The organism is Sphingopyxis sp. OPL5 (assembly GCF_003797775.2).
Lineage (GTDB): Bacteria > Pseudomonadota > Alphaproteobacteria > Sphingomonadales > Sphingomonadaceae > Sphingopyxis.
Window position 1 is genome coordinate 4,644,224 of the sequence record NZ_CP060725.1, and the last position, 15,609, is coordinate 4,659,832.

19 protein-coding genes are annotated in these 15,609 nt (G+C 66.3%); 5 read left to right on the plus strand and 14 right to left on the minus strand.

Going from position 1 to position 15,609, the window contains the following annotated elements; all coding sequences use genetic code 11:
* Window positions 1-219: 219 nt before the first annotated feature.
* On the plus strand, window positions 220-1,254 hold the full coding sequence (locus EEB18_RS22310; RefSeq protein WP_187138859.1) for a fatty acid desaturase family protein: 1,035 nt from the start codon (window positions 220-222) through the stop codon (window positions 1,252-1,254).
* On the opposite strand, the gene EEB18_RS22315 is transcribed toward EEB18_RS22310, so the two are convergent.
* The 8 genes from EEB18_RS22315 to EEB18_RS22350 all read right to left on the minus strand — a co-directional run bounded on the left by EEB18_RS22315 (window position 1,251) and on the right by EEB18_RS22350 (window position 7,114).
* Entirely contained in the window at window positions 1,251-2,021 is a 771-nt protein-coding gene (locus tag EEB18_RS22315) for a putative DNA-binding domain-containing protein (protein ID WP_187138860.1), read from the minus strand. The genes EEB18_RS22310 and EEB18_RS22315 overlap by 4 nt on opposite strands.
* Window positions 2,014-2,859: a DUF692 domain-containing protein gene (locus EEB18_RS22320; RefSeq protein ID WP_187138861.1), complete on the minus strand. Its 846-nt coding sequence runs from the start codon at window positions 2,857-2,859 to the stop codon at window positions 2,014-2,016. Before EEB18_RS22320 ends, EEB18_RS22315 begins: the two co-directional genes overlap by 8 nt.
* A gap of 59 nt (window positions 2,860-2,918) precedes the next feature.
* The gene (locus tag EEB18_RS22325; RefSeq protein ID WP_056348204.1) at window positions 2,919-3,227 is read right to left on the minus strand and encodes a hypothetical protein; all 309 of its coding nucleotides are present in this window, start codon (window positions 3,225-3,227) and stop codon (window positions 2,919-2,921) included.
* A 160-nt stretch (window positions 3,228-3,387) separates the two neighbouring features.
* Window positions 3,388-3,672, minus strand: coding sequence for a hypothetical protein (locus tag EEB18_RS22330; protein WP_187138862.1), 285 nt, complete (start codon window positions 3,670-3,672; stop codon window positions 3,388-3,390).
* A gap of 114 nt (window positions 3,673-3,786) precedes the next feature.
* Window positions 3,787-4,272, minus strand: coding sequence for an asparaginase domain-containing protein (locus EEB18_RS22335; RefSeq protein ID WP_187138863.1), 486 nt, complete (start codon window positions 4,270-4,272; stop codon window positions 3,787-3,789).
* Window positions 4,273-4,378: 106 nt separating this feature from the next.
* Window positions 4,379-5,983 carry a lysine--tRNA ligase gene (locus EEB18_RS22340; protein ID WP_187138864.1) on the minus strand — a complete coding sequence of 535 codons (1,605 nt, stop codon included), beginning with the start codon at window positions 5,981-5,983 and terminating at the stop codon, window positions 4,379-4,381.
* Window positions 5,984-6,069: 86 nt separating this feature from the next.
* The gene (locus EEB18_RS22345) at window positions 6,070-6,606 is read right to left on the minus strand and encodes a DUF4199 domain-containing protein (protein WP_187138865.1); all 537 of its coding nucleotides are present in this window, start codon (window positions 6,604-6,606) and stop codon (window positions 6,070-6,072) included.
* A gap of 97 nt (window positions 6,607-6,703) precedes the next feature.
* A complete protein-coding gene (locus EEB18_RS22350; protein WP_187138866.1) occupies window positions 6,704-7,114 on the minus strand; it encodes a response regulator transcription factor in 411 nt (136 codons plus the stop codon).
* Between the two features lie 108 nt (window positions 7,115-7,222).
* Between EEB18_RS22350 and EEB18_RS22355 the strand changes: the two genes are divergently transcribed.
* From EEB18_RS22355 to EEB18_RS22365, 3 genes are all read left to right on the plus strand, one after another.
* Complete coding sequence (locus EEB18_RS22355) at window positions 7,223-7,594, plus strand: PilZ domain-containing protein (RefSeq protein ID WP_187138867.1); 372 nt, start codon at window positions 7,223-7,225, stop codon at window positions 7,592-7,594.
* 205 nt (window positions 7,595-7,799) lie between these two features.
* Entirely contained in the window at window positions 7,800-10,514 is a 2,715-nt protein-coding gene (locus tag EEB18_RS22360; protein ID WP_187138868.1) for an ATP-dependent DNA helicase, read from the plus strand.
* A 59-nt stretch (window positions 10,515-10,573) separates the two neighbouring features.
* Window positions 10,574-11,119, plus strand: a complete 546-nt coding sequence (locus EEB18_RS22365) for a SixA phosphatase family protein (protein WP_187138869.1) — start codon at window positions 10,574-10,576, stop codon at window positions 11,117-11,119.
* Here EEB18_RS22365 and EEB18_RS22370 read toward each other — a convergent pair.
* From EEB18_RS22370 to rpmF, 5 genes are all read right to left on the minus strand, one after another.
* On the minus strand, window positions 11,116-11,487 hold the full coding sequence (locus tag EEB18_RS22370) for a MerR family transcriptional regulator (protein ID WP_187138870.1): 372 nt from the start codon (window positions 11,485-11,487) through the stop codon (window positions 11,116-11,118). The genes EEB18_RS22365 and EEB18_RS22370 overlap by 4 nt on opposite strands.
* Before the next feature lie 2 nt (window positions 11,488-11,489).
* Window positions 11,490-11,783, minus strand: a complete 294-nt coding sequence (locus EEB18_RS22375) for an integration host factor subunit alpha (RefSeq protein ID WP_187138871.1) — start codon at window positions 11,781-11,783, stop codon at window positions 11,490-11,492.
* Window positions 11,784-11,929: 146 nt separating this feature from the next.
* Window positions 11,930-12,895, minus strand: a complete 966-nt coding sequence (locus EEB18_RS22380) for a beta-ketoacyl-ACP synthase III (RefSeq protein ID WP_056348221.1) — start codon at window positions 12,893-12,895, stop codon at window positions 11,930-11,932.
* Window positions 12,892-13,926 (minus strand): phosphate acyltransferase PlsX, encoded by a 1,035-nt coding sequence (gene plsX / locus EEB18_RS22385; protein ID WP_187138872.1) that lies wholly within the window; start codon window positions 13,924-13,926, stop codon window positions 12,892-12,894. The genes EEB18_RS22380 and plsX overlap by 4 nt, the downstream gene beginning before the upstream one ends.
* Before the next feature lie 22 nt (window positions 13,927-13,948).
* A complete protein-coding gene (rpmF, locus tag EEB18_RS22390) occupies window positions 13,949-14,128 on the minus strand; it encodes a 50S ribosomal protein L32 (RefSeq protein WP_056348227.1) in 180 nt (59 codons plus the stop codon).
* A gap of 312 nt (window positions 14,129-14,440) precedes the next feature.
* Between rpmF and EEB18_RS22395 the strand changes: the two genes are divergently transcribed.
* Window positions 14,441-14,881: an MAPEG family protein gene (locus EEB18_RS22395; RefSeq protein WP_056348230.1), complete on the plus strand. Its 441-nt coding sequence runs from the start codon at window positions 14,441-14,443 to the stop codon at window positions 14,879-14,881.
* Window positions 14,882-14,912: 31 nt separating this feature from the next.
* Here the strand turns inward: EEB18_RS22395 and EEB18_RS22400 are convergent, their stop codons facing one another.
* Window positions 14,913-15,581 carry an MBL fold metallo-hydrolase gene (locus EEB18_RS22400; protein ID WP_316248980.1) on the minus strand — a complete coding sequence of 223 codons (669 nt, stop codon included), beginning with the start codon at window positions 15,579-15,581 and terminating at the stop codon, window positions 14,913-14,915.
* Between the last annotated feature and the right edge of the window lie 28 nt (window positions 15,582-15,609).

Here is a 15,609-nt window from a genome sequence, read left to right on the forward strand (position 1 = left end):
GATTCGAACAACGATCCGTCGAACGACGGCTCGCTATTCTCCGGTCGCACGATGGCCCGCTTCAACCCCAATCCCGCCGTTCCTGCTTTAGTCGGTCCTTGCGCCATTCCGTGCCAGAAAGGGGTTTCCAAAACCTTATCCCTCCGATCCGTAAATCCCCGGAATTGCTCCATAATGGGAGGGATTGGGTTTTCGTGTGAAACCGATTATAGTCGCACCATGCCTGCCGTTCGCCTCTTGCCGCCCGACCGATTCTTCGACCGCGCCGAATGGGCCGCGATCACCCGCGCCTCGGCGTGGCGCGGCATCTGGCTCGTCGCGCACGGGTGGATCGTCAGCATCGCGGTGATCGGCCTCGCGGCCTGGCTGGCGAACCCGCTGGGCTGGCTCGCGGCGATCATCCTCGTCGGAGGGCGGCAACTCGGCTTCGCGATCCTGATGCACGACGCCGCGCACGGCGCGCTGCATCCGAACCGAAAACTCAACAATTTCCTCGGTGACTGGCTGACCGGCGCCGCGGTGGGATCGGACCTGATCGCGTATCGCACCTATCATCTGCAGCATCACAAATTCACCCAGCAGCCCGAGGATCCCGACCTGTCGCTGTCGAAGCCCTTCCCCACCACCCGCGCCAGCCTGGGACGCAAAGTGGCGCGCGACCTGACCGGCCAGACATTTTTCAAGCAGCGCGTCGCGCAGTTCGGCTTCGCGCTTGTCGGGCTGAAGGCGATGCTGCGCGGCGAGAAGCCCGAAAAGAAGGGCGCAAGCACCAAGGCGGGCACGCCGTTCAACAAGCAGTCCGACGACGGCATGACGTCACCGACGGTCGACGTCGCGGGTGCGATGGCGGTGACGCGCGCGGTCGGACGTTTCCTGCTCGTCCAGGCGGTGCTGCTGATGCTGTCGCTCGCGCTCTATGGCTGGACGCCGTATCTGCTCTGGCTCGCGGGGCTGGCGACGACGTTCCAGCTTTACCTGCGCATCCGCAACATCGCCGAACATGCCTGCACGACCACCGGCAGCGACGATCCCTTCACCCATGCCCGCACGACGCACGCCGGCTGGCTGGCGCGCGCAACAGTCGCGCCTTATTGGGTGAATTATCATGCCGAGCATCACCTGTTCATGGGCGTGCCCTGTTACCGGTTGCCACAGGTCCATGCCGCGCTCGGCCGCGCCGGGCGGCACGAGGCGATGACGATCGCGCCGGGCTATCTCAGCGTATTGCGGCAGGTGACGGCGGTTCGCGCCTAATCCGCGAGCACCAGCACGCCGTCGGCAAGCCATTGCGCGAGCCACCCGGCCAGCGCCTGCATCGCCGCATCCTCACCCATTCCCGCAATCGCCGCGGCGCTGAGATCGGTGAAGCTGGCGCCCGCTTCGAACAGCGCCAAGGCATCCGCCTCCCCCTCCGACAGCGTGCGGAACTGCGACTGGACGCCGCGGCGCCATATCAGCAGCCGCACCGGCACCGCGAGCAACACCGCGTCGGGCGGCGCCTCGCCCTCGTCGAGCGCGCTCCAGATCGCGCGGCTGTTGTGGCACTGGCGCAGCACCTGCGCCGCCGGATGAAGCGTCAGCCGCCGGTCGATCCAGCCATCGCCGAGCGCCCCGACCGCTGCGGCATCGAGCGGCGCCGCATCGGCGGCGTCGAACGCACTCCGCAGCGCCCAGTCGAGTGCGGCCAGTTCCGCCAGTTCGCCGTCGGCGGGATAATGATCCGCCAGAAACGCCGGAAATTCGCCGCCATAATAACGTAAATTGCGCGTGAGCGACGGATGCGCGGTGACATAGGCGTCGGCCAGATTGTCGAACTGATCGTCGCCGAGCCAGGCGTGGACGCGCTCGAAATGGTCGGCGAGCACGTCGCGCAGGCTGGCGCGGTAATTGTTGCGATAAATGTCGAGCCGCCGCGCCGCGCCGACGCGGTTGTCGTCGACAATCAGCGCCTCGGCCTCCGCATCGCCGGACATCACCCCGGCGAGGAATCGCGCCTGCACATCGCGCAACGCCTCAACCATGCACCGGCTCCAACACCCGCGCGGCGAGCGCCCGCGCGCGGTCGAGTTCGGCGATGACGTCGGCAAGCGGCGGAATGTCGTCGTCGCGCTCGATCATCGTCGCGACGGGGCCGAACATGCTGCACGCTTGCGCATAGAGGTCCCACACCGCGTCGCAGACGTCGCTGTCGTGAGTGTCGATGACATAGTCGCCCATGTCGCTATGCCCCGCGAGGTGGATCTGCTGGATGCGGTCGCCGGGCAGTCCGGCGAGATAATCGAGCGGGTCGAAGCCATGGTTGCGCGCGCTGACGTAGATATTGTTGACGTCGAGCAGCAACAGGCAATCGGAGCGCACCGCCATGTCGGTGAGGAAATCCCATTCGCTGCGGTCCGAGGAGCGGAAGGTGACATAGCTCGACGGATTTTCGATCAGGATGCGCCGGCCGAGATAGTCCTGCACGCGGGCGATATTGTCGACGACGCAGGTCAGCGCGGGCGCGTCATAGGGCAGCGGCAGCAGGTCGTGGCTGTTGTGCGCGTTGATCCCGGTCCAGCACAGATGGTCCGAAATCCACAAAGGCTCGACCCGCGCCGCAAGCGCCTTCAGGTCGGCCAGATAAGTCCTGTCGATCGGCTCGTCCGACCCGATCGACAGCGACACGCCGTGCATCACCATCGGATAATCGGCGCGGATCGTATCGAGCATCGCCATCGGCTTGCCGCCGGGCACCATGTAATTTTCGGAGATGATCTCGAGCCAGTCGACCGCTTGCGGTCCGGCCAGGAACTCGGGGTAATGATCGGGGCGCAGGCCGAGCCCGAAGCCCGGCGACGGCGCCGTTTTGCGGTCGTCCATGGGCGTCCCTTCAAATTCCAATCAGCAGGCCCGGCGGCGCCGGACCTGCCGAGCGGAAATCAGGCGCCGATCGTGCCGCCGTCGGCAAGGCACTTGCTGGCCGCGACCTTCTTGTACCCCTTGCCCTTGCAGGCATTGGCGCCCTTGCAGCTGTTGCCCGCGGTGCTGCAGCCCGACGCGCTCTTGCACGAACTCGCTTCGGTCTTGCAATCCGACGTGCCCTTGCAGCTGTTGACGCCATAGCATTTGACCTCGTCATTCGCGCCGACCTTCTTGGCGGCGGCCGGCGGATCGGCGGCCAGAGCGGCGCCCGACAGCGCCAGCGCGGTGGCCGAAGCCGCGATCAGCCCGGCAAGTTTGTTGGTCATGAGATCGTCCTTCCCTTGATTGTCAGAATAAAGGTGGGGCGAATCATTGCCCCTTGGCCTTTGTCACACGACCCGGAAGGATATTGGCATGATCTCGATCACAGGCGAAAGAAAAACTGCCCCGCGCGGCGCTCCGCGGCCGCGCGGGACAAGGACGCGATCAGCCGATGTCGCCGATGACACCACCGTCGCTCAGGCATTTTGCGGCGGCCACCGCCTTGAAGCCATGGCCCTTGCAGGCGTTCTGGCCCTTGCACGCGTTCGCGGTCGTCTTGCAGTCGGCGGTGCCCTTGCAGCTGTTGACGCCATAGCAATGGACCATGTCCTTGGCGCCGACGGCGCTGCCCGAACTGCCCGAAGGCGCGTCGGCGGCAAAGGCGGCGCCGCCGAGCGCAAGCGCGGTGGCCGATGCGGCGATCAGGCCGGCAAGCTTGCTGTTGATCATAGGGTGATCCTTCCAAAATAAGTCCGGCGGAAGAGCCCATTGCCCTCCCACATCTTCCTATTCCGGCCGGAACGACAGGAAGTTACAGGGGCGCTCGGCCCCTCGCCGAATATTCTAATCCGCCGCGGCGACGAAGCGCGCGCCCGCGCGGTCCTTTTCGGTCGTCGCGGGGTCGAAGATCATCCCGTTCATCGCGATATAGACCCCGGGCGGCAGCGTCTGCGCGGCGGCGAGCGCGAAGCCGACGTTGAACTCGGCATCGCTCGCGCGCACCGACGCGGGCTGCATCGAACCGGTCATCACGATCGTCTTGCCCGCGATTCCCGCGAGCACCCGGCCGGTGACCACCATCGTGTCGGTGCCATGGGTGACGAGGATATGCGACGCGGCGCTTTCTTCGACCGCCGCGCGGATCGCGGCGCGGTCGGCGTCGTCGAGCTCGAGGCTGTCCTTGCGCATCAACTGGGTGACGCGGTGCGGGACATGGACATTATTCTCGCGCAGCATGTCGGGGATCGCCGCCGGGCCGATCTGGAACTCGGACAGCGCGTCGAAATAGACCTTGTCGATCGTCCCGCCGGTGGTGAAGATTTCGATCAACGCGCTGTCTCCTGCACTCCGTTCGTGTCGAGCGAAGTCGAGACACGTTGGCGCCGCGCCTTGCGTCCCTCGACTTCGCTCGGGACGAACGGATAGGGAAGGCTTCTCATGCTCCCAAAGCCTCGGCGATCAGCCGCCGCGTGTTGTCGATGCCGAACAGCGCGATGAAGCTGCCCATGCGCGGCCCGGCGCTCGATCCGAGCAAAGTCTCGTACAGCGCCTTGAACCAGTCGCGCAGGTTTTCAAAACCATAGGCTTCGTTCTTGCCGATCTCGTACACGATATTCTGGATATCGTCGGCCGAGGCGTCCGCCGGCAGCGCCGCCAGCTTCGCGTCGAGGTCGGCGAGCGCCGCACCCTCGCCGCCCACCGGCTTGCGGCGGCTCAACGTCGGCGCGACATAGTCGCGGTTATACGCCATCGCATTGTCGATCAGCCGATCGAGTTCGGGATAGGTCGCCGCATTGGCACCGTCGACATATTGGCCGAGGTAGCGCCAGATCTGTTCCTTCGACGCATCGGCGCCCATCACCCCGACGAGGTTGAGCAGCAGCCCGAAGGTCACCGGCAATTGGTCCGCCGGCACCGCCTCGCTGCGCGCGACATGGACATGATGCACGGGGTTGCCGAGCTTCTTGTCGCCTTCCTGCGCGGGATAATTGCCACGCATCTGCAGATATTCGTCGACCGCCTTGGGGATCACACCGATGTGCAGCTGCTTCGCGGCCTTGGGCTCGCGATAGGCGAAGAAGGCGAGGCTCTCCTCGCTGCCATAGCTCAGCCATTGCTCGAGGCTCAGGCCATTGCCCTTCGACTTCGAAATCTTCTCGCCCTTTTCGTCGAGGAACATTTCGTAGATCAGCCCTTCGGGCTTTTGCCCGCCGATCGCGCGCGCGATTTTGCCCGACTGCACGCCGCTGTCGGTCAGGTCCTTGCCGTACATTTCGTAATCGACGCCCAAGGCGACCCAGCGCATCGCCCAGTCGACCTTCCACTGCAGCTTGGCGCCGCCGCCGAGGACCGAATGGGTGATCGTCTGACCCTCATCCTCGAACGACACGAGGCCCTTGTCGGCATCGACGACGGTCACCGGCACCTGCAGCACGATGCCCGAGGTCGGGCTGACCGGCAGGATCGGCGAATAGGTCGCGGCGCGCTCGGCGCGCAGCGTCGGCAGCATGATGTCGAGAATATCCTGATTGTGGCGCAGGATCGTCTTCAGCGCCTCGTCGAATGCCCCGGACTTGTAGCGCTCGGTCGAGCTGACAAATTCATAATCGAAGCCGAACCGGTCGAGAAACTCGCGCAGCATCGCATTGTTATGATGCGCAAAACTCTCATACTTGCCGAACGGGTCGGGAATGTCGGTGAGCGGCTTGCCCAGATAGGCGGTCAGCATTTCCTTTTGCGGGACATTGTCGGGCACCTTGCGCAGCCCGTCCATGTCGTCGCTGAACGCGACGAGGCGCGTCGGTGCACCGCCGGTCAGCGCCTCATAGGCGCGGCGGACCATCGTCGTGCGCAGCACTTCGTTGAAGGTGCCGATATGCGGCAGGCCCGAGGGACCATAGCCGGTCTCGAACAGCACGGGATCGCCACCAGGCTTGCCCTGCGGATAGCGTTTGACCAGCTTGCGCGCTTCCTCGAACGGCCAGGCCTTGGACGTCAACGCGGGTTCGCGCAGGGCGGGATCGAGATGCAGGTCGGTCATGGGCCGCCCATAGCGGGAAGCGGCGGCCGCGCGAAAGGCAAAAATGCGCCGAACCGCTCCCCTCTCCCCAAGGGAGGGGAGGTCGATCAGTCGCGCGGCTGGGTCGCGGGCAGGAAGCTGCTCCGGCGCAGCAGCGCCGCCGACACGAGCGACACCAGCAGCGCGACGGGCAATATCTCGGTCAGGGTCAGCGCCATGCGGAACAACGGATTCTTATACTGCTCCGCCATCGCTCCCATTTCGGCAGAGAATTTCGTGATCTCGGCCGCCGACTTGCCCGCCGCGCGCATGTCCGCGATGCTCGTGGCGATATAATCGGTCATGAAGGTCCCGCCGGTCCGCCACATATAGAGTTCCCAGCCGAGGATGTAGAAGAGCGATGCGACCAGCCCGATGCCCAGTCCGATCCCGAACGCCTTCCAGAAGCCGATCACCCCGCCCAGGTTGACGTCGCGATAGCGCTTCACGCCGACGAAGACGAACAGCAACGCGACCAGCATCGACAGATAGCCCGCGACCATGCCCATCGTGCCGTGGTCGGCGACGACGGTGATGCTGATAAACATGCCGAAAATGACGATGACGCCCGCGATGGCGCCGTAAACCGCGATGATCCTGCCCATGACCTGTCTCCCCAAAGGATGAATGCCATGCGGGATGGACCCGAACAACGGCCGAAATCCATCGCCCAAACGGGTGATTGGGGGGCATCGTCCGAATTTACGGCAGGATGTCGAGCGTCCGCGCCTTCTGCACCGCCTGGGTCCGGCTGGCGACCTCCAGCTTTTCATAAAGCCGGGCGATATGGGTCTTCACCGTGTTCGGCGAAATATCGAGGTGCCGCGCGATGACCTTGTTGGCGTGGCCCGCCGCGAGCATGGCCAGCACTTCGCATTCGCGCGCGCTGATCCCCAGCGCCGCGATCGCGGCGTCGTTGCGCACAAAGGGCTGGCGCGGCCGCGCGGTGAGCCGGTTGCCGACCCATATACCAAGCGCCACGCACAGGACGGCGATGCACAGGATATAGAATTCGCTCGACCAGCGATGGACGACATGTTTGTAGTTCAGCCACTCGAGCAGGAAAGCCGCCGCCGCGAGCGCGATGCCATAGAGGATGATCGGGCGGACCATGGCGCATGGTAAACCATTCTCGCCCCCTGCTTGCAACATGGCCGGAACGTCCCGGGGCGACACAAGATCGTTACCGGAAAATTTACCATCTTTGCCTAGCCTCGCGGCATGACCAGCATCACCCCCCGCAATCCGCGCCAGCATGCGCGCACCGCCGTATCGCTCGACGTCGTCGTCAACGGCGTGCTCAACATGGTCGAGGGCCGGATCACCGACCTGTCCGAGGGCGGCGCGCGGATCGAGGGCGGCGTGATCCTGCCGGTGCGCTCGCGCTGCGAAATCCATTATGGCGGCCAGACGGTCTATGCGATCGTGATGTGGACCGAAGTCGACCGCATGGGGCTGCGCTTTCCCTACGAACTCGTCGACGGCCCGCTCTACAACGCCCTCGACCGCGCGCGGGGCACCTGGCCGAGCGAGCCGGCGCAGGTGTTTCGCAGCATGCGCCCGACGACCTTTGGGCGGCGCGGATTGAACTGAACGGACCGAAGGGCCGGTATCTGGCGTTAGCTGTCGTTCGAACCTCTCACTTCGTCATCCCCGCGAAAGCGGGGACCCAGCGAGCCGGCGTTGCTACTGGGTCCCCGCTTTCGCGGGGATGACAATTATGAGACCTTCCCTCCCCACCCCAAAATCACCACCACCGCGCCTTGCCGCGTTCCTCTTTTGTCCTTAGCTTGGGGCGATGACCGCTCCCCTTCCCCTGCCCGCGATTTATGCGAGCCATGTCGGCATCTGGCTGGCCGATGCGCAAGGCCATGCGCGCCGCGTCGATCGGGGCGAGGCGATCGCGGCGGTTGCAGGCACGCCGCATATCCTGCTCGGCGCGCCGCTGACCGGCGACCGGCTCGGCTATCCCGACCTATCGGGGCTCGACCTGCTCGAACTCTTCGCTTTCCTTTATCCGGCGCGCTTCGCGGTGCCGACGCCTGCGGGGATCGCCGCTGCGCTGGACCTCGACGCGCCCAAGGTCGAGGCCGATGTCGCGGCGTTCCTGCCGCACGCCGCCGCCGCGATGCTCGCGAGCCTCGACGACCCCGACTGGCCCGAGCGCGAAGGCGCCTGGCACGGGCTGCAGGCGCTGGCGCGCCAGCGCTGGCCCTGGGCGTCGTTGATCCAACGCCAGGCCGCGCCCGAACGCGACGAACGCTGGCTGTTCGCGCGGCTGCCCGAATGGGAGGAACAGCCGCCGCGCGGGCAACCGCGGCAGGTGACGATCAACGCCGACGACGTGACCACGCGGCTCGACCGGCTGACCGGCGACGGCGCCGAACGCCGCACCGGCCAGCAGGATTATGCCCGCTCCGTCGCGAGCATTTTCGCCCCGCGCGAACGCAAGGATGCGCCGCAGATGCTTGTCGCCGAGGCGGGCACCGGGATCGGCAAGACTTTGGGCTATCTCGCGCCCGCGAAACAATGGATCGACCAGTCGGCGGGTGCGGTGTGCATCTCGACCTTCACCAAGGCGCTGCAACGCCAGCTGGCGCGCGAGACCGAGCGGCTCTACCCCGACCCCGCGACCCACCGCGAAAAGGTTGTGGTGCGCAAGGGTCGCGAAAATTACCTCTGCCTGCTCAACCTCGAAGATGCGTTGCAAGGCGGCTTTTCGGGCCGGGCCGCGATCCTTGCGCAGCTCGTCGCGCGCTGGGCGGCGTACAGCCGCGACGGCGACATGGTCGGCGGCGACCTGCCCGGCTGGCTGCCCGCGCTGTTCCGCCGCAACGGCACCACGGCGCTGACCGACCGGCGCGGCGAATGCATCTATGCGGGCTGCCCGCATTTCCGCAAATGCTTCATCGAACGCTCGGCGCGCGCAGCGGGCCAGGCCGATATCATCATCGCCAACCATGCGCTGACGATGGTGCAGGCGGCGCGCCCGCGCGACGGCGGGGCGCCGGCAACGCGGCTGATCTTCGACGAGGGCCATCATCTGTGGGACGCCGCCGACAGCATGTTCGCCGCTGCGCTGACCGGGCAGGAAGCGATCGAGATCCATCGCTGGATCCTCGGCCCCGAAGGCAAATCGCGCGGGCGGCGGCGCGGGCTGGCGGCGCGGCTCGCCGATGTCGCGAGCTATGACGAGGCGGGCGACAAGGCGATCCAGGCGGCGATCCACGCCGCGGGCGAGCTACCCGGCGACGGCTGGCTCGCCCGCCTCGCCGAAAACGCCCCCTGGGGGGCGATAGAGCGGCTGCTCGCGGCGGTGCGCGGGCAGGTCTATGCACGCGGCGTCGATGCCAAGGGCGACAGCGGCTACGGCCTCGAAACCGAACTCGCCGACCCCGACGCCGAACTGGTCGCCGCCGCCGCGAGCGCGGGCGACGCGATCGAGGCCTTGCTTCGCCCGCTGATGGCGCTCGGCAAAAGGCTCGACGCGCTGGTCGACGATCCGCCCGACTGGCTCGACGGCCAGGCGCGCGCGCGCGTCGATGGCGCGCGGCACAGCCTCGGTAACCGGATCGATACGCTGGGGGCCTGGCTGTCCTTGCTCGGGCGCGTCGGCGGTCCCGCCGATCCCGATTTCGTCGACTGGCTCGCGGTGAACCGCATCGACGGACGCGAGGTCGATGCCGGCTTGCACCGTCACTGGCTCGACCCCGCCAAGCCGATCGCCGACATCGTCTATCGCCCCGCGCAGGGCGTCCTCGTCACTTCGGCGACGCTGCGCGGCGCGAACGACTGGCACGACGCCGACATCCGCACCGGCGCGCGGCACATGGACGGCGGGGTGCAGCATTTCGCGGTGCCGAGCCCGTTCGATTATGCGCGCCAGTCGGAGGTGCTGATCGTCACCGACATCGCGCGCGGCGACCTGCCCGCGCTCGCCGGCGCGTACAGCCGGTTGATCGAGGCATCGGGCGGCGGCGCGCTCGGGCTGTTCAGCGCGATCAGGCGGCTGCGCATCGTCCATGCGCGCATCGCCGACCGGCTCGCGCGAGCGGGGCTGCCGCTCTACGCGCAGCATGTCGATCCGCTCGACACCGGTACGCTCGTCGATATCTTCCGCGCCGACCCGCATGCGTCGCTGCTCGGCACCGACGCCTTGAGGGATGGCGTCGACGTGCCCGGCGATTCGCTGCGGCTGGTGGTGATGGAGGGGGTGCCCTGGCCGCGCCCGACGATATTGCACGCGGCACGCCGCGCCGCGCAGGGCGGCGCGCGCTACGACGACATGGTGATCCGCGGCCGCATCGCGCAGGCGTTCGGGCGGCTGATCCGGCGCAGCGACGATTTCGGCCAGTTCGTCATGCTGTCGCCCAGCTTCCCCTCGCGCCTGCTTTCGGCCTTCCCGCCGGGCACCCCGATCCGCCGCCTGCCGCTCGACGAAGCGGTCAACCATGTCGCGGCGGCGAATGTCGAGCGCAGAAAAAGCGCATATCCCGCCTTTTCACCGTCATAAGATTGCGGCACAAGGCCAGCGAACACGGGGAAGAAGCGCGGGGCGCGCGGGGAGAAATTTTGAAGACGTTGACGATCCTGCGCCATGCCAAATCGGGTTGGGACGTACAGGTCGAGCGCGATTTCGACCGCCCGATCAACGCCCGCGGCCGGCGCGGCGCCGAACTGATCGGTCAGTGGCTGAAGCGCCAGAGCCTGCCGATCGACCGCATCATCGCCTCGCCCGCCGTGCGGGTCACCGAAACGCTCGACCTGTTCCAGCCCGCCGCGGGTCTTGACGCGATCGAGCCGCATTGGGACCGCCGCATCTATCTCGCCTCGGCGGCGACGCTGATCGACACCATCCGCGACACCGGGCGCGATGCCGACCATCTGCTGATCGCGGGGCATAATCCGGGGCTGGAAGACCTGATCCTCGAACTGGTGCCCGAAAGCGACGACGACGCGCTGCGCGCCAAGGTCGAAGAAAAATTGCCGACCTCGGCGATGGCGCGGCTGGAAATCGATATCGCCGACTGGCGCGACCTCGACGTCCGGCAGGCGCGCTTCGTCCAGTTCATCCGCCCGCGCGACCTCGACCCCACGCTGGGTCCGGCAATCGATTAGATCAAGACCTCGATCGCGGTCGCCAACCGCTGGCGCAGCGCGATCAGGTCGGCCACCGGAACGCCGGCCTTCCCGGCCGCGGCGGGCGTCGGCGATGGCTTGGCAGGTGCGACGTCGCCGCTGTCGGACAACGCCTTGCGCGCGCCTTCGACCGTATAGCCCTTCACATGCAGCAAATCGTGGATCTTGCCCGCGAGCGCGACATCCTCGGCGCGGTAATAACGGCGGCGGCCGGAACGCTGCAGCGGCCTCAATTCGGGGAAACGCGTTTCCCAATAACGCAGCACATGCGTGGGCACGCCGATCCGGTCCGCCAGCTCGCCGATCGCGAGCATGGCGCCGGCGGCCTTGCCGTCATCCTGCGCCATGATTACCCGCCCGCGACGCGGCCACGCATCGACTGGCTGGCGCGAAAGGTCATGACCCGGCGCGGGAGAATCGGCACTTCGACGCCGGTCTTGGGATTGCGGCCGATGCGCTGCGCCTTGTCGCGCAGGACGAAGGTGCCGAAGCCCGAAATCTTCACATTCTGGCCCTCGGCCAGCGCGTCGGACATGTGGTCGAGGATCGATTCGACGATCGTCGCCGCCTCGTTGCGCGACAGTCCGACCAGATGATTGATCCGTGCCGCAATGTCTGCGCGAGTAAGAGTCCCTGCCGCCATGATTGTCCCTCCCGTGACGAAGCAATGCCTAAACGGGTCCCGCCGGTCCCCCACCGTCACGAGTCCCGGACGCCTATGTAACAAAAGCGAATTAATCCGCCAAACTGAAACGGATGGAGCGAGAAGTTAATGCGTCGGACGCAGGATCAGACGCGCAGGACCGCGGCGCCCCAGGTAAAGCCGCCGCCCATCGCCTCGAGCACCACCAGATCGCCGCGCTTGATGCGTCCGTCGCGGACCGCGAGGTCGAGCGCCAGCGGCACCGACGCCGCCGATGTATTGGCGTGCTGGTCGACGGTCAGGACGACGCGTTCGGGCGGCAGGCCCAGCTTTTTGGCGGTGGCGTCGATGATCCGCTTGTTCGCCTGGTGCGGCACGACCCAGTCGATCTGGTCCGCCGACAGGCCGACATCGGCCATCACTTCGCCGAGCACCGACGCGAGGTTGGTCACCGCGTGGCGGAACACTTCGCGGCCCTGCATACGCACATGGCCGACGGTGCCGGTGGTCGAGGGGCCGCCATCGACATAGAGCATGTCGCAATATTTGCCCTCGGCATGGAGCCGCGTCGCGAGGATGCCGCGGTCGTCGTCGACATCCTTCGCCGACAGCACTACCGCGCCCGCCCCGTCGCCGAAGAGGACGCAGGTGGTGCGATCTTCCCAGTCGAGGATACGGCTGAAGGTTTCGCTGCCGATCACCAGCGCATGCTTGGCGGCGCCGGTGCGCAGCATCGAGTCGGCGACCGACACGGCATAAAGGAAGCCCGAACAGACCGCCGCGACGTCGAAGGCAATGCAGTCGGGCGCACCGAGGATCGCCTGGACCTTGGTCGCGCTGGCCGGAAAGGTGTTGTCGGGGGTCGCGGTCGCGACGATGATCAGGCCGATGTCGGCGGGCTCGAGGCCGGCGGCCTTCAACGCTTCCTGCGCCGCCAGCGCCCCCAGCGTCGCGGTCGTCTCGTCGGGTTCGGCAATATGACGAAAGCGGATGCCGGTGCGCTCGACGATCCATTCGTCGCTGGTATCGACCCGCTCCGCCAGTTCGGCGTTCGATACGCGGGTGCGCGGCAGCGCCGAGCCGGTCCCGGCCAGAATCGCGCGAAGAGTCATGCCGGTGCGCGGCCGCTGAAATTGGCGAGATCTTCGGTCACCTGACGCGTAATGTCCTTTTCGACGAGTTCGGCGCACAGATGCACGGCGTTGGCGACGCCCTTGGCATCGGCGCTGCCGTGGCTCTTGAGCACGACGCCGTTGAGGCCGAGGAACACGGCGCCATTATGGTTGTTCGGGTCGAGATGATGCTTGAGCAATTCGGTCGCCGGGCGCGAGATCAGAAAACCGATCTTCGAGCGCGTCGACGAGGTGAAGGCGCGGCGCAACAGGTCGGTGACGAAACGCGCCGTCCCCTCGATCGTCTTGAGCGCGATATTGCCCGAAAAACCGTCATGAACGATGACATCGACGTCGCCGCGCGACAATTTGTCGCCTTCGATGAAACCGACGAATTCCATCGGCAGCCCCTTCGCCGCGCGCAGCAGCGCCGCCGCGTCGCGAATCTGGTCGGTGCCCTTGAGTTCCTCGGTACCGATGTTGAGCAACGCGACGCGCGGGCGTTCGAGCCCCATCGCGGTACGCGCATAGGCCGCCCCCATCACCGCGAACTGGGTGAGGTTGGTGGCGTCGCATTCGGTGTTGGCGCCGAGGTCGAGCATGACGACGTCATTGGCGCCCAGCGTCGGCAACAGCGCCGCGAGCGCCGGCCGGTCGATCCCGGGCATCGTGCGAAGCGCGAGCTTCGCCATCGCCATCAGCGCGCCGGTATTGCCCGCCGACAGCGCGCCGCCGGCATCGCCGCGTTTCACCGCGTCGATCGCCAACCCCATCGAGGTCGTCTTGGCCTTGCGCAGCGCCTGGCTCGGCTTGTCCTCGCCCGACACCACGCCATCGGTGTGGATGATATCCGACGCCGCGCGCAGGTTCGGGTGATTGTCGAGCGCGGCCTTGATCCGCACCTCGTCGCCGACGAGCAGGAAGCGCAGGCCGTCGTGCTGGTGGCGCGCCATCGCGGCGCCGGCGCACATGACGCGCACGCCGACGTCACCGCCCATCGCATCGATCGCGATTCGCGGTGTCAGACCCATGATAGCGCTCTCCGGCTAATGCTTAGGCGCCGACCGACACCACTTCGCGGCCATTATAATGGCCACAGGCATTGCAGAGGTTGTGCGGGCGCTTGAGCTCACCGCAATTCGGGCATTCCTGATAGGCTTCGACCTTCAGGCTGTCGTGGCTGCGACGCATACCGCGCTTCGAGGGCGAGGTTTTTCGCTTGGGAACGGCCATGATATATCCTGCATATTTAAACGTTTATACGAATCGGCGTACCCGGATTTGTCGCCCCCGTCGCCGGGAATGACTGGCCCGCCCGCCGTGCCGAAGCGCTATCCTGCCTGAAATGACAAGAAAATCTTCCGCCGAAGGGTGCCTCAACGCCAGAAGGTGTCGGGTGCCGGATCGGGCGGGGCTATAGCGTTTTTGCCCGCAAAGGCAAGCCCCGAGCGCCCACGTCGACGGCGCTTGCCCCAAGGCGGCGGGAATGCCACATCTCGCGCACCGCCGGGCAAGCACCCGGCCAACGATATAGGGGGAAGCGATATGATAATCTTGCCGATCAGCCTGACGATCGCCGCGGGGGCGGCGATTCTTAATATCTGGCTCATGATGCGCGTCGGGCGCGTGCGCGGGCAGGAAAAGGTGTCGATCGGTGACGGCGGCAACGAACGCGTCATCCGTCGGATGCGCGCGCACAGCAATTTTGTCGAAAACACCGCCTTTGTGCTGGTCCTGCTCGCGCTGATCGAGTTGGCCACCGGCCCCTCGACCTGGCTGTGGGCCGTCGGCTCGCTCTATCTGATCGGGCGCATCCTGCACGCGATCGGCATGGACGGCATGATGTGGGGCCGCATGGCGGGCACGATCATCACGATGCTGACCCAGGTCGGGCTCGCGGGTTTCGCCGTCTTCACCGTCTATGCGACTCCGGTCGAAACCAAGGCGGTGGTGCTGGGCGACACGACCACCGTACCGGCGGAATGACCCCTGCCCTCCCGCCCGCGGGCGGGAGCGGTCAGGCGGTGCCCATCGCCATGTCGCTGACATAGGGATTCGTCCGCCGCTCGGCGGCGAAACTGCTGTGCGCGCCGTGCCCGGGCAGGAAGGTCGTGTCGCCGCCGAGCGGCCACAGTTTCTGCGTGATCGAATCGAGCAGCTGCTGGTGATTGCCGCGCGGGAAATCGGTGCGACCGATCGAACCCTGGAACAACACGTCGCCGACGATCGCGAGCTTCGAGGGGCCGTGGTAAAAAACGACATGCCCGGGCGTGTGCCCCGGGCAATGGATGACGTCGATCGTCAGATTGCCGACGCTAACGGTGTCGCCATCGACCAGCCAGCGGTCGGGTTCGAACACTTCGCCCTCCATACCGAAACGCTCGCCGGCGGTGGCGAGTCCCTCGATCCAGAAACGGTCGTCCTCATGCGGCCCCTCGATCGGCACGCCGAGTTCTTTCGCCAGCACGCCCGCCTGCCCGCAATGGTCCATATGGCCGTGGGTGACGAGGATCTTCTCGACCTCGACCCCGGTCTGGCGCACCGCCTCGCGCAACTTGTCGAGATCGCCGCCGGGATCGACAAAGGCGCCCTTGTTGGTCTCGGTACACCACAGCAGGGTGCAATTCTGCTGAAAGGCGGTGACGGGGACGATGGCGGCGCGCAGCGGCGGATTGGGAGCGTTCATGCTGTGCGATGTGGGCAAAGTGCGCCGA

What these genes read in the sequence shown, in the direction of transcription:
- EEB18_RS22310 (WP_187138859.1), top strand. Translation starts at nt 220, where the DNA reads ATGCCTGCCGTTCGCCTCTTGCCGCCCGACCGATTCTTCGACCGCGCC.
- EEB18_RS22315 (WP_187138860.1), bottom strand. Translation starts at nt 2,021, where the DNA reads ATGGTTGAGGCGTTGCGCGATGTGCAGGCGCGATTCCTCGCCGGGGTG.
- EEB18_RS22320 (WP_187138861.1), bottom strand. Translation starts at nt 2,859, where the DNA reads ATGGACGACCGCAAAACGGCGCCGTCGCCGGGCTTCGGGCTCGGCCTG.
- EEB18_RS22325 (WP_056348204.1), bottom strand. Translation starts at nt 3,227, where the DNA reads ATGACCAACAAACTTGCCGGGCTGATCGCGGCTTCGGCCACCGCGCTG.
- EEB18_RS22330 (WP_187138862.1), bottom strand. Translation starts at nt 3,672, where the DNA reads ATGATCAACAGCAAGCTTGCCGGCCTGATCGCCGCATCGGCCACCGCG.
- EEB18_RS22340 (WP_187138864.1), bottom strand. Translation starts at nt 5,983, where the DNA reads ATGACCGACCTGCATCTCGATCCCGCCCTGCGCGAACCCGCGTTGACG.
- EEB18_RS22345 (WP_187138865.1), bottom strand. Translation starts at nt 6,606, where the DNA reads ATGGGCAGGATCATCGCGGTTTACGGCGCCATCGCGGGCGTCATCGTC.
- EEB18_RS22350 (WP_187138866.1), bottom strand. Translation starts at nt 7,114, where the DNA reads ATGGTCCGCCCGATCATCCTCTATGGCATCGCGCTCGCGGCGGCGGCT.
- EEB18_RS22355 (WP_187138867.1), top strand. Translation starts at nt 7,223, where the DNA reads ATGACCAGCATCACCCCCCGCAATCCGCGCCAGCATGCGCGCACCGCC.
- EEB18_RS22360 (WP_187138868.1), top strand. Translation starts at nt 7,800, where the DNA reads ATGACCGCTCCCCTTCCCCTGCCCGCGATTTATGCGAGCCATGTCGGC.
- EEB18_RS22370 (WP_187138870.1), bottom strand. Translation starts at nt 11,487, where the DNA reads ATGGCGCAGGATGACGGCAAGGCCGCCGGCGCCATGCTCGCGATCGGC.
- EEB18_RS22375 (WP_187138871.1), bottom strand. Translation starts at nt 11,783, where the DNA reads ATGGCGGCAGGGACTCTTACTCGCGCAGACATTGCGGCACGGATCAAT.
- EEB18_RS22380 (WP_056348221.1), bottom strand. Translation starts at nt 12,895, where the DNA reads ATGACTCTTCGCGCGATTCTGGCCGGGACCGGCTCGGCGCTGCCGCGC.
- plsX (WP_187138872.1), bottom strand. Translation starts at nt 13,926, where the DNA reads ATGGGTCTGACACCGCGAATCGCGATCGATGCGATGGGCGGTGACGTC.
- rpmF (WP_056348227.1), bottom strand. Translation starts at nt 14,128, where the DNA reads ATGGCCGTTCCCAAGCGAAAAACCTCGCCCTCGAAGCGCGGTATGCGT.
- EEB18_RS22395 (WP_056348230.1), top strand. Translation starts at nt 14,441, where the DNA reads ATGATAATCTTGCCGATCAGCCTGACGATCGCCGCGGGGGCGGCGATT.
- EEB18_RS22400 (WP_316248980.1), bottom strand. Translation starts at nt 15,581, where the DNA reads ATGAACGCTCCCAATCCGCCGCTGCGCGCCGCCATCGTCCCCGTCACC.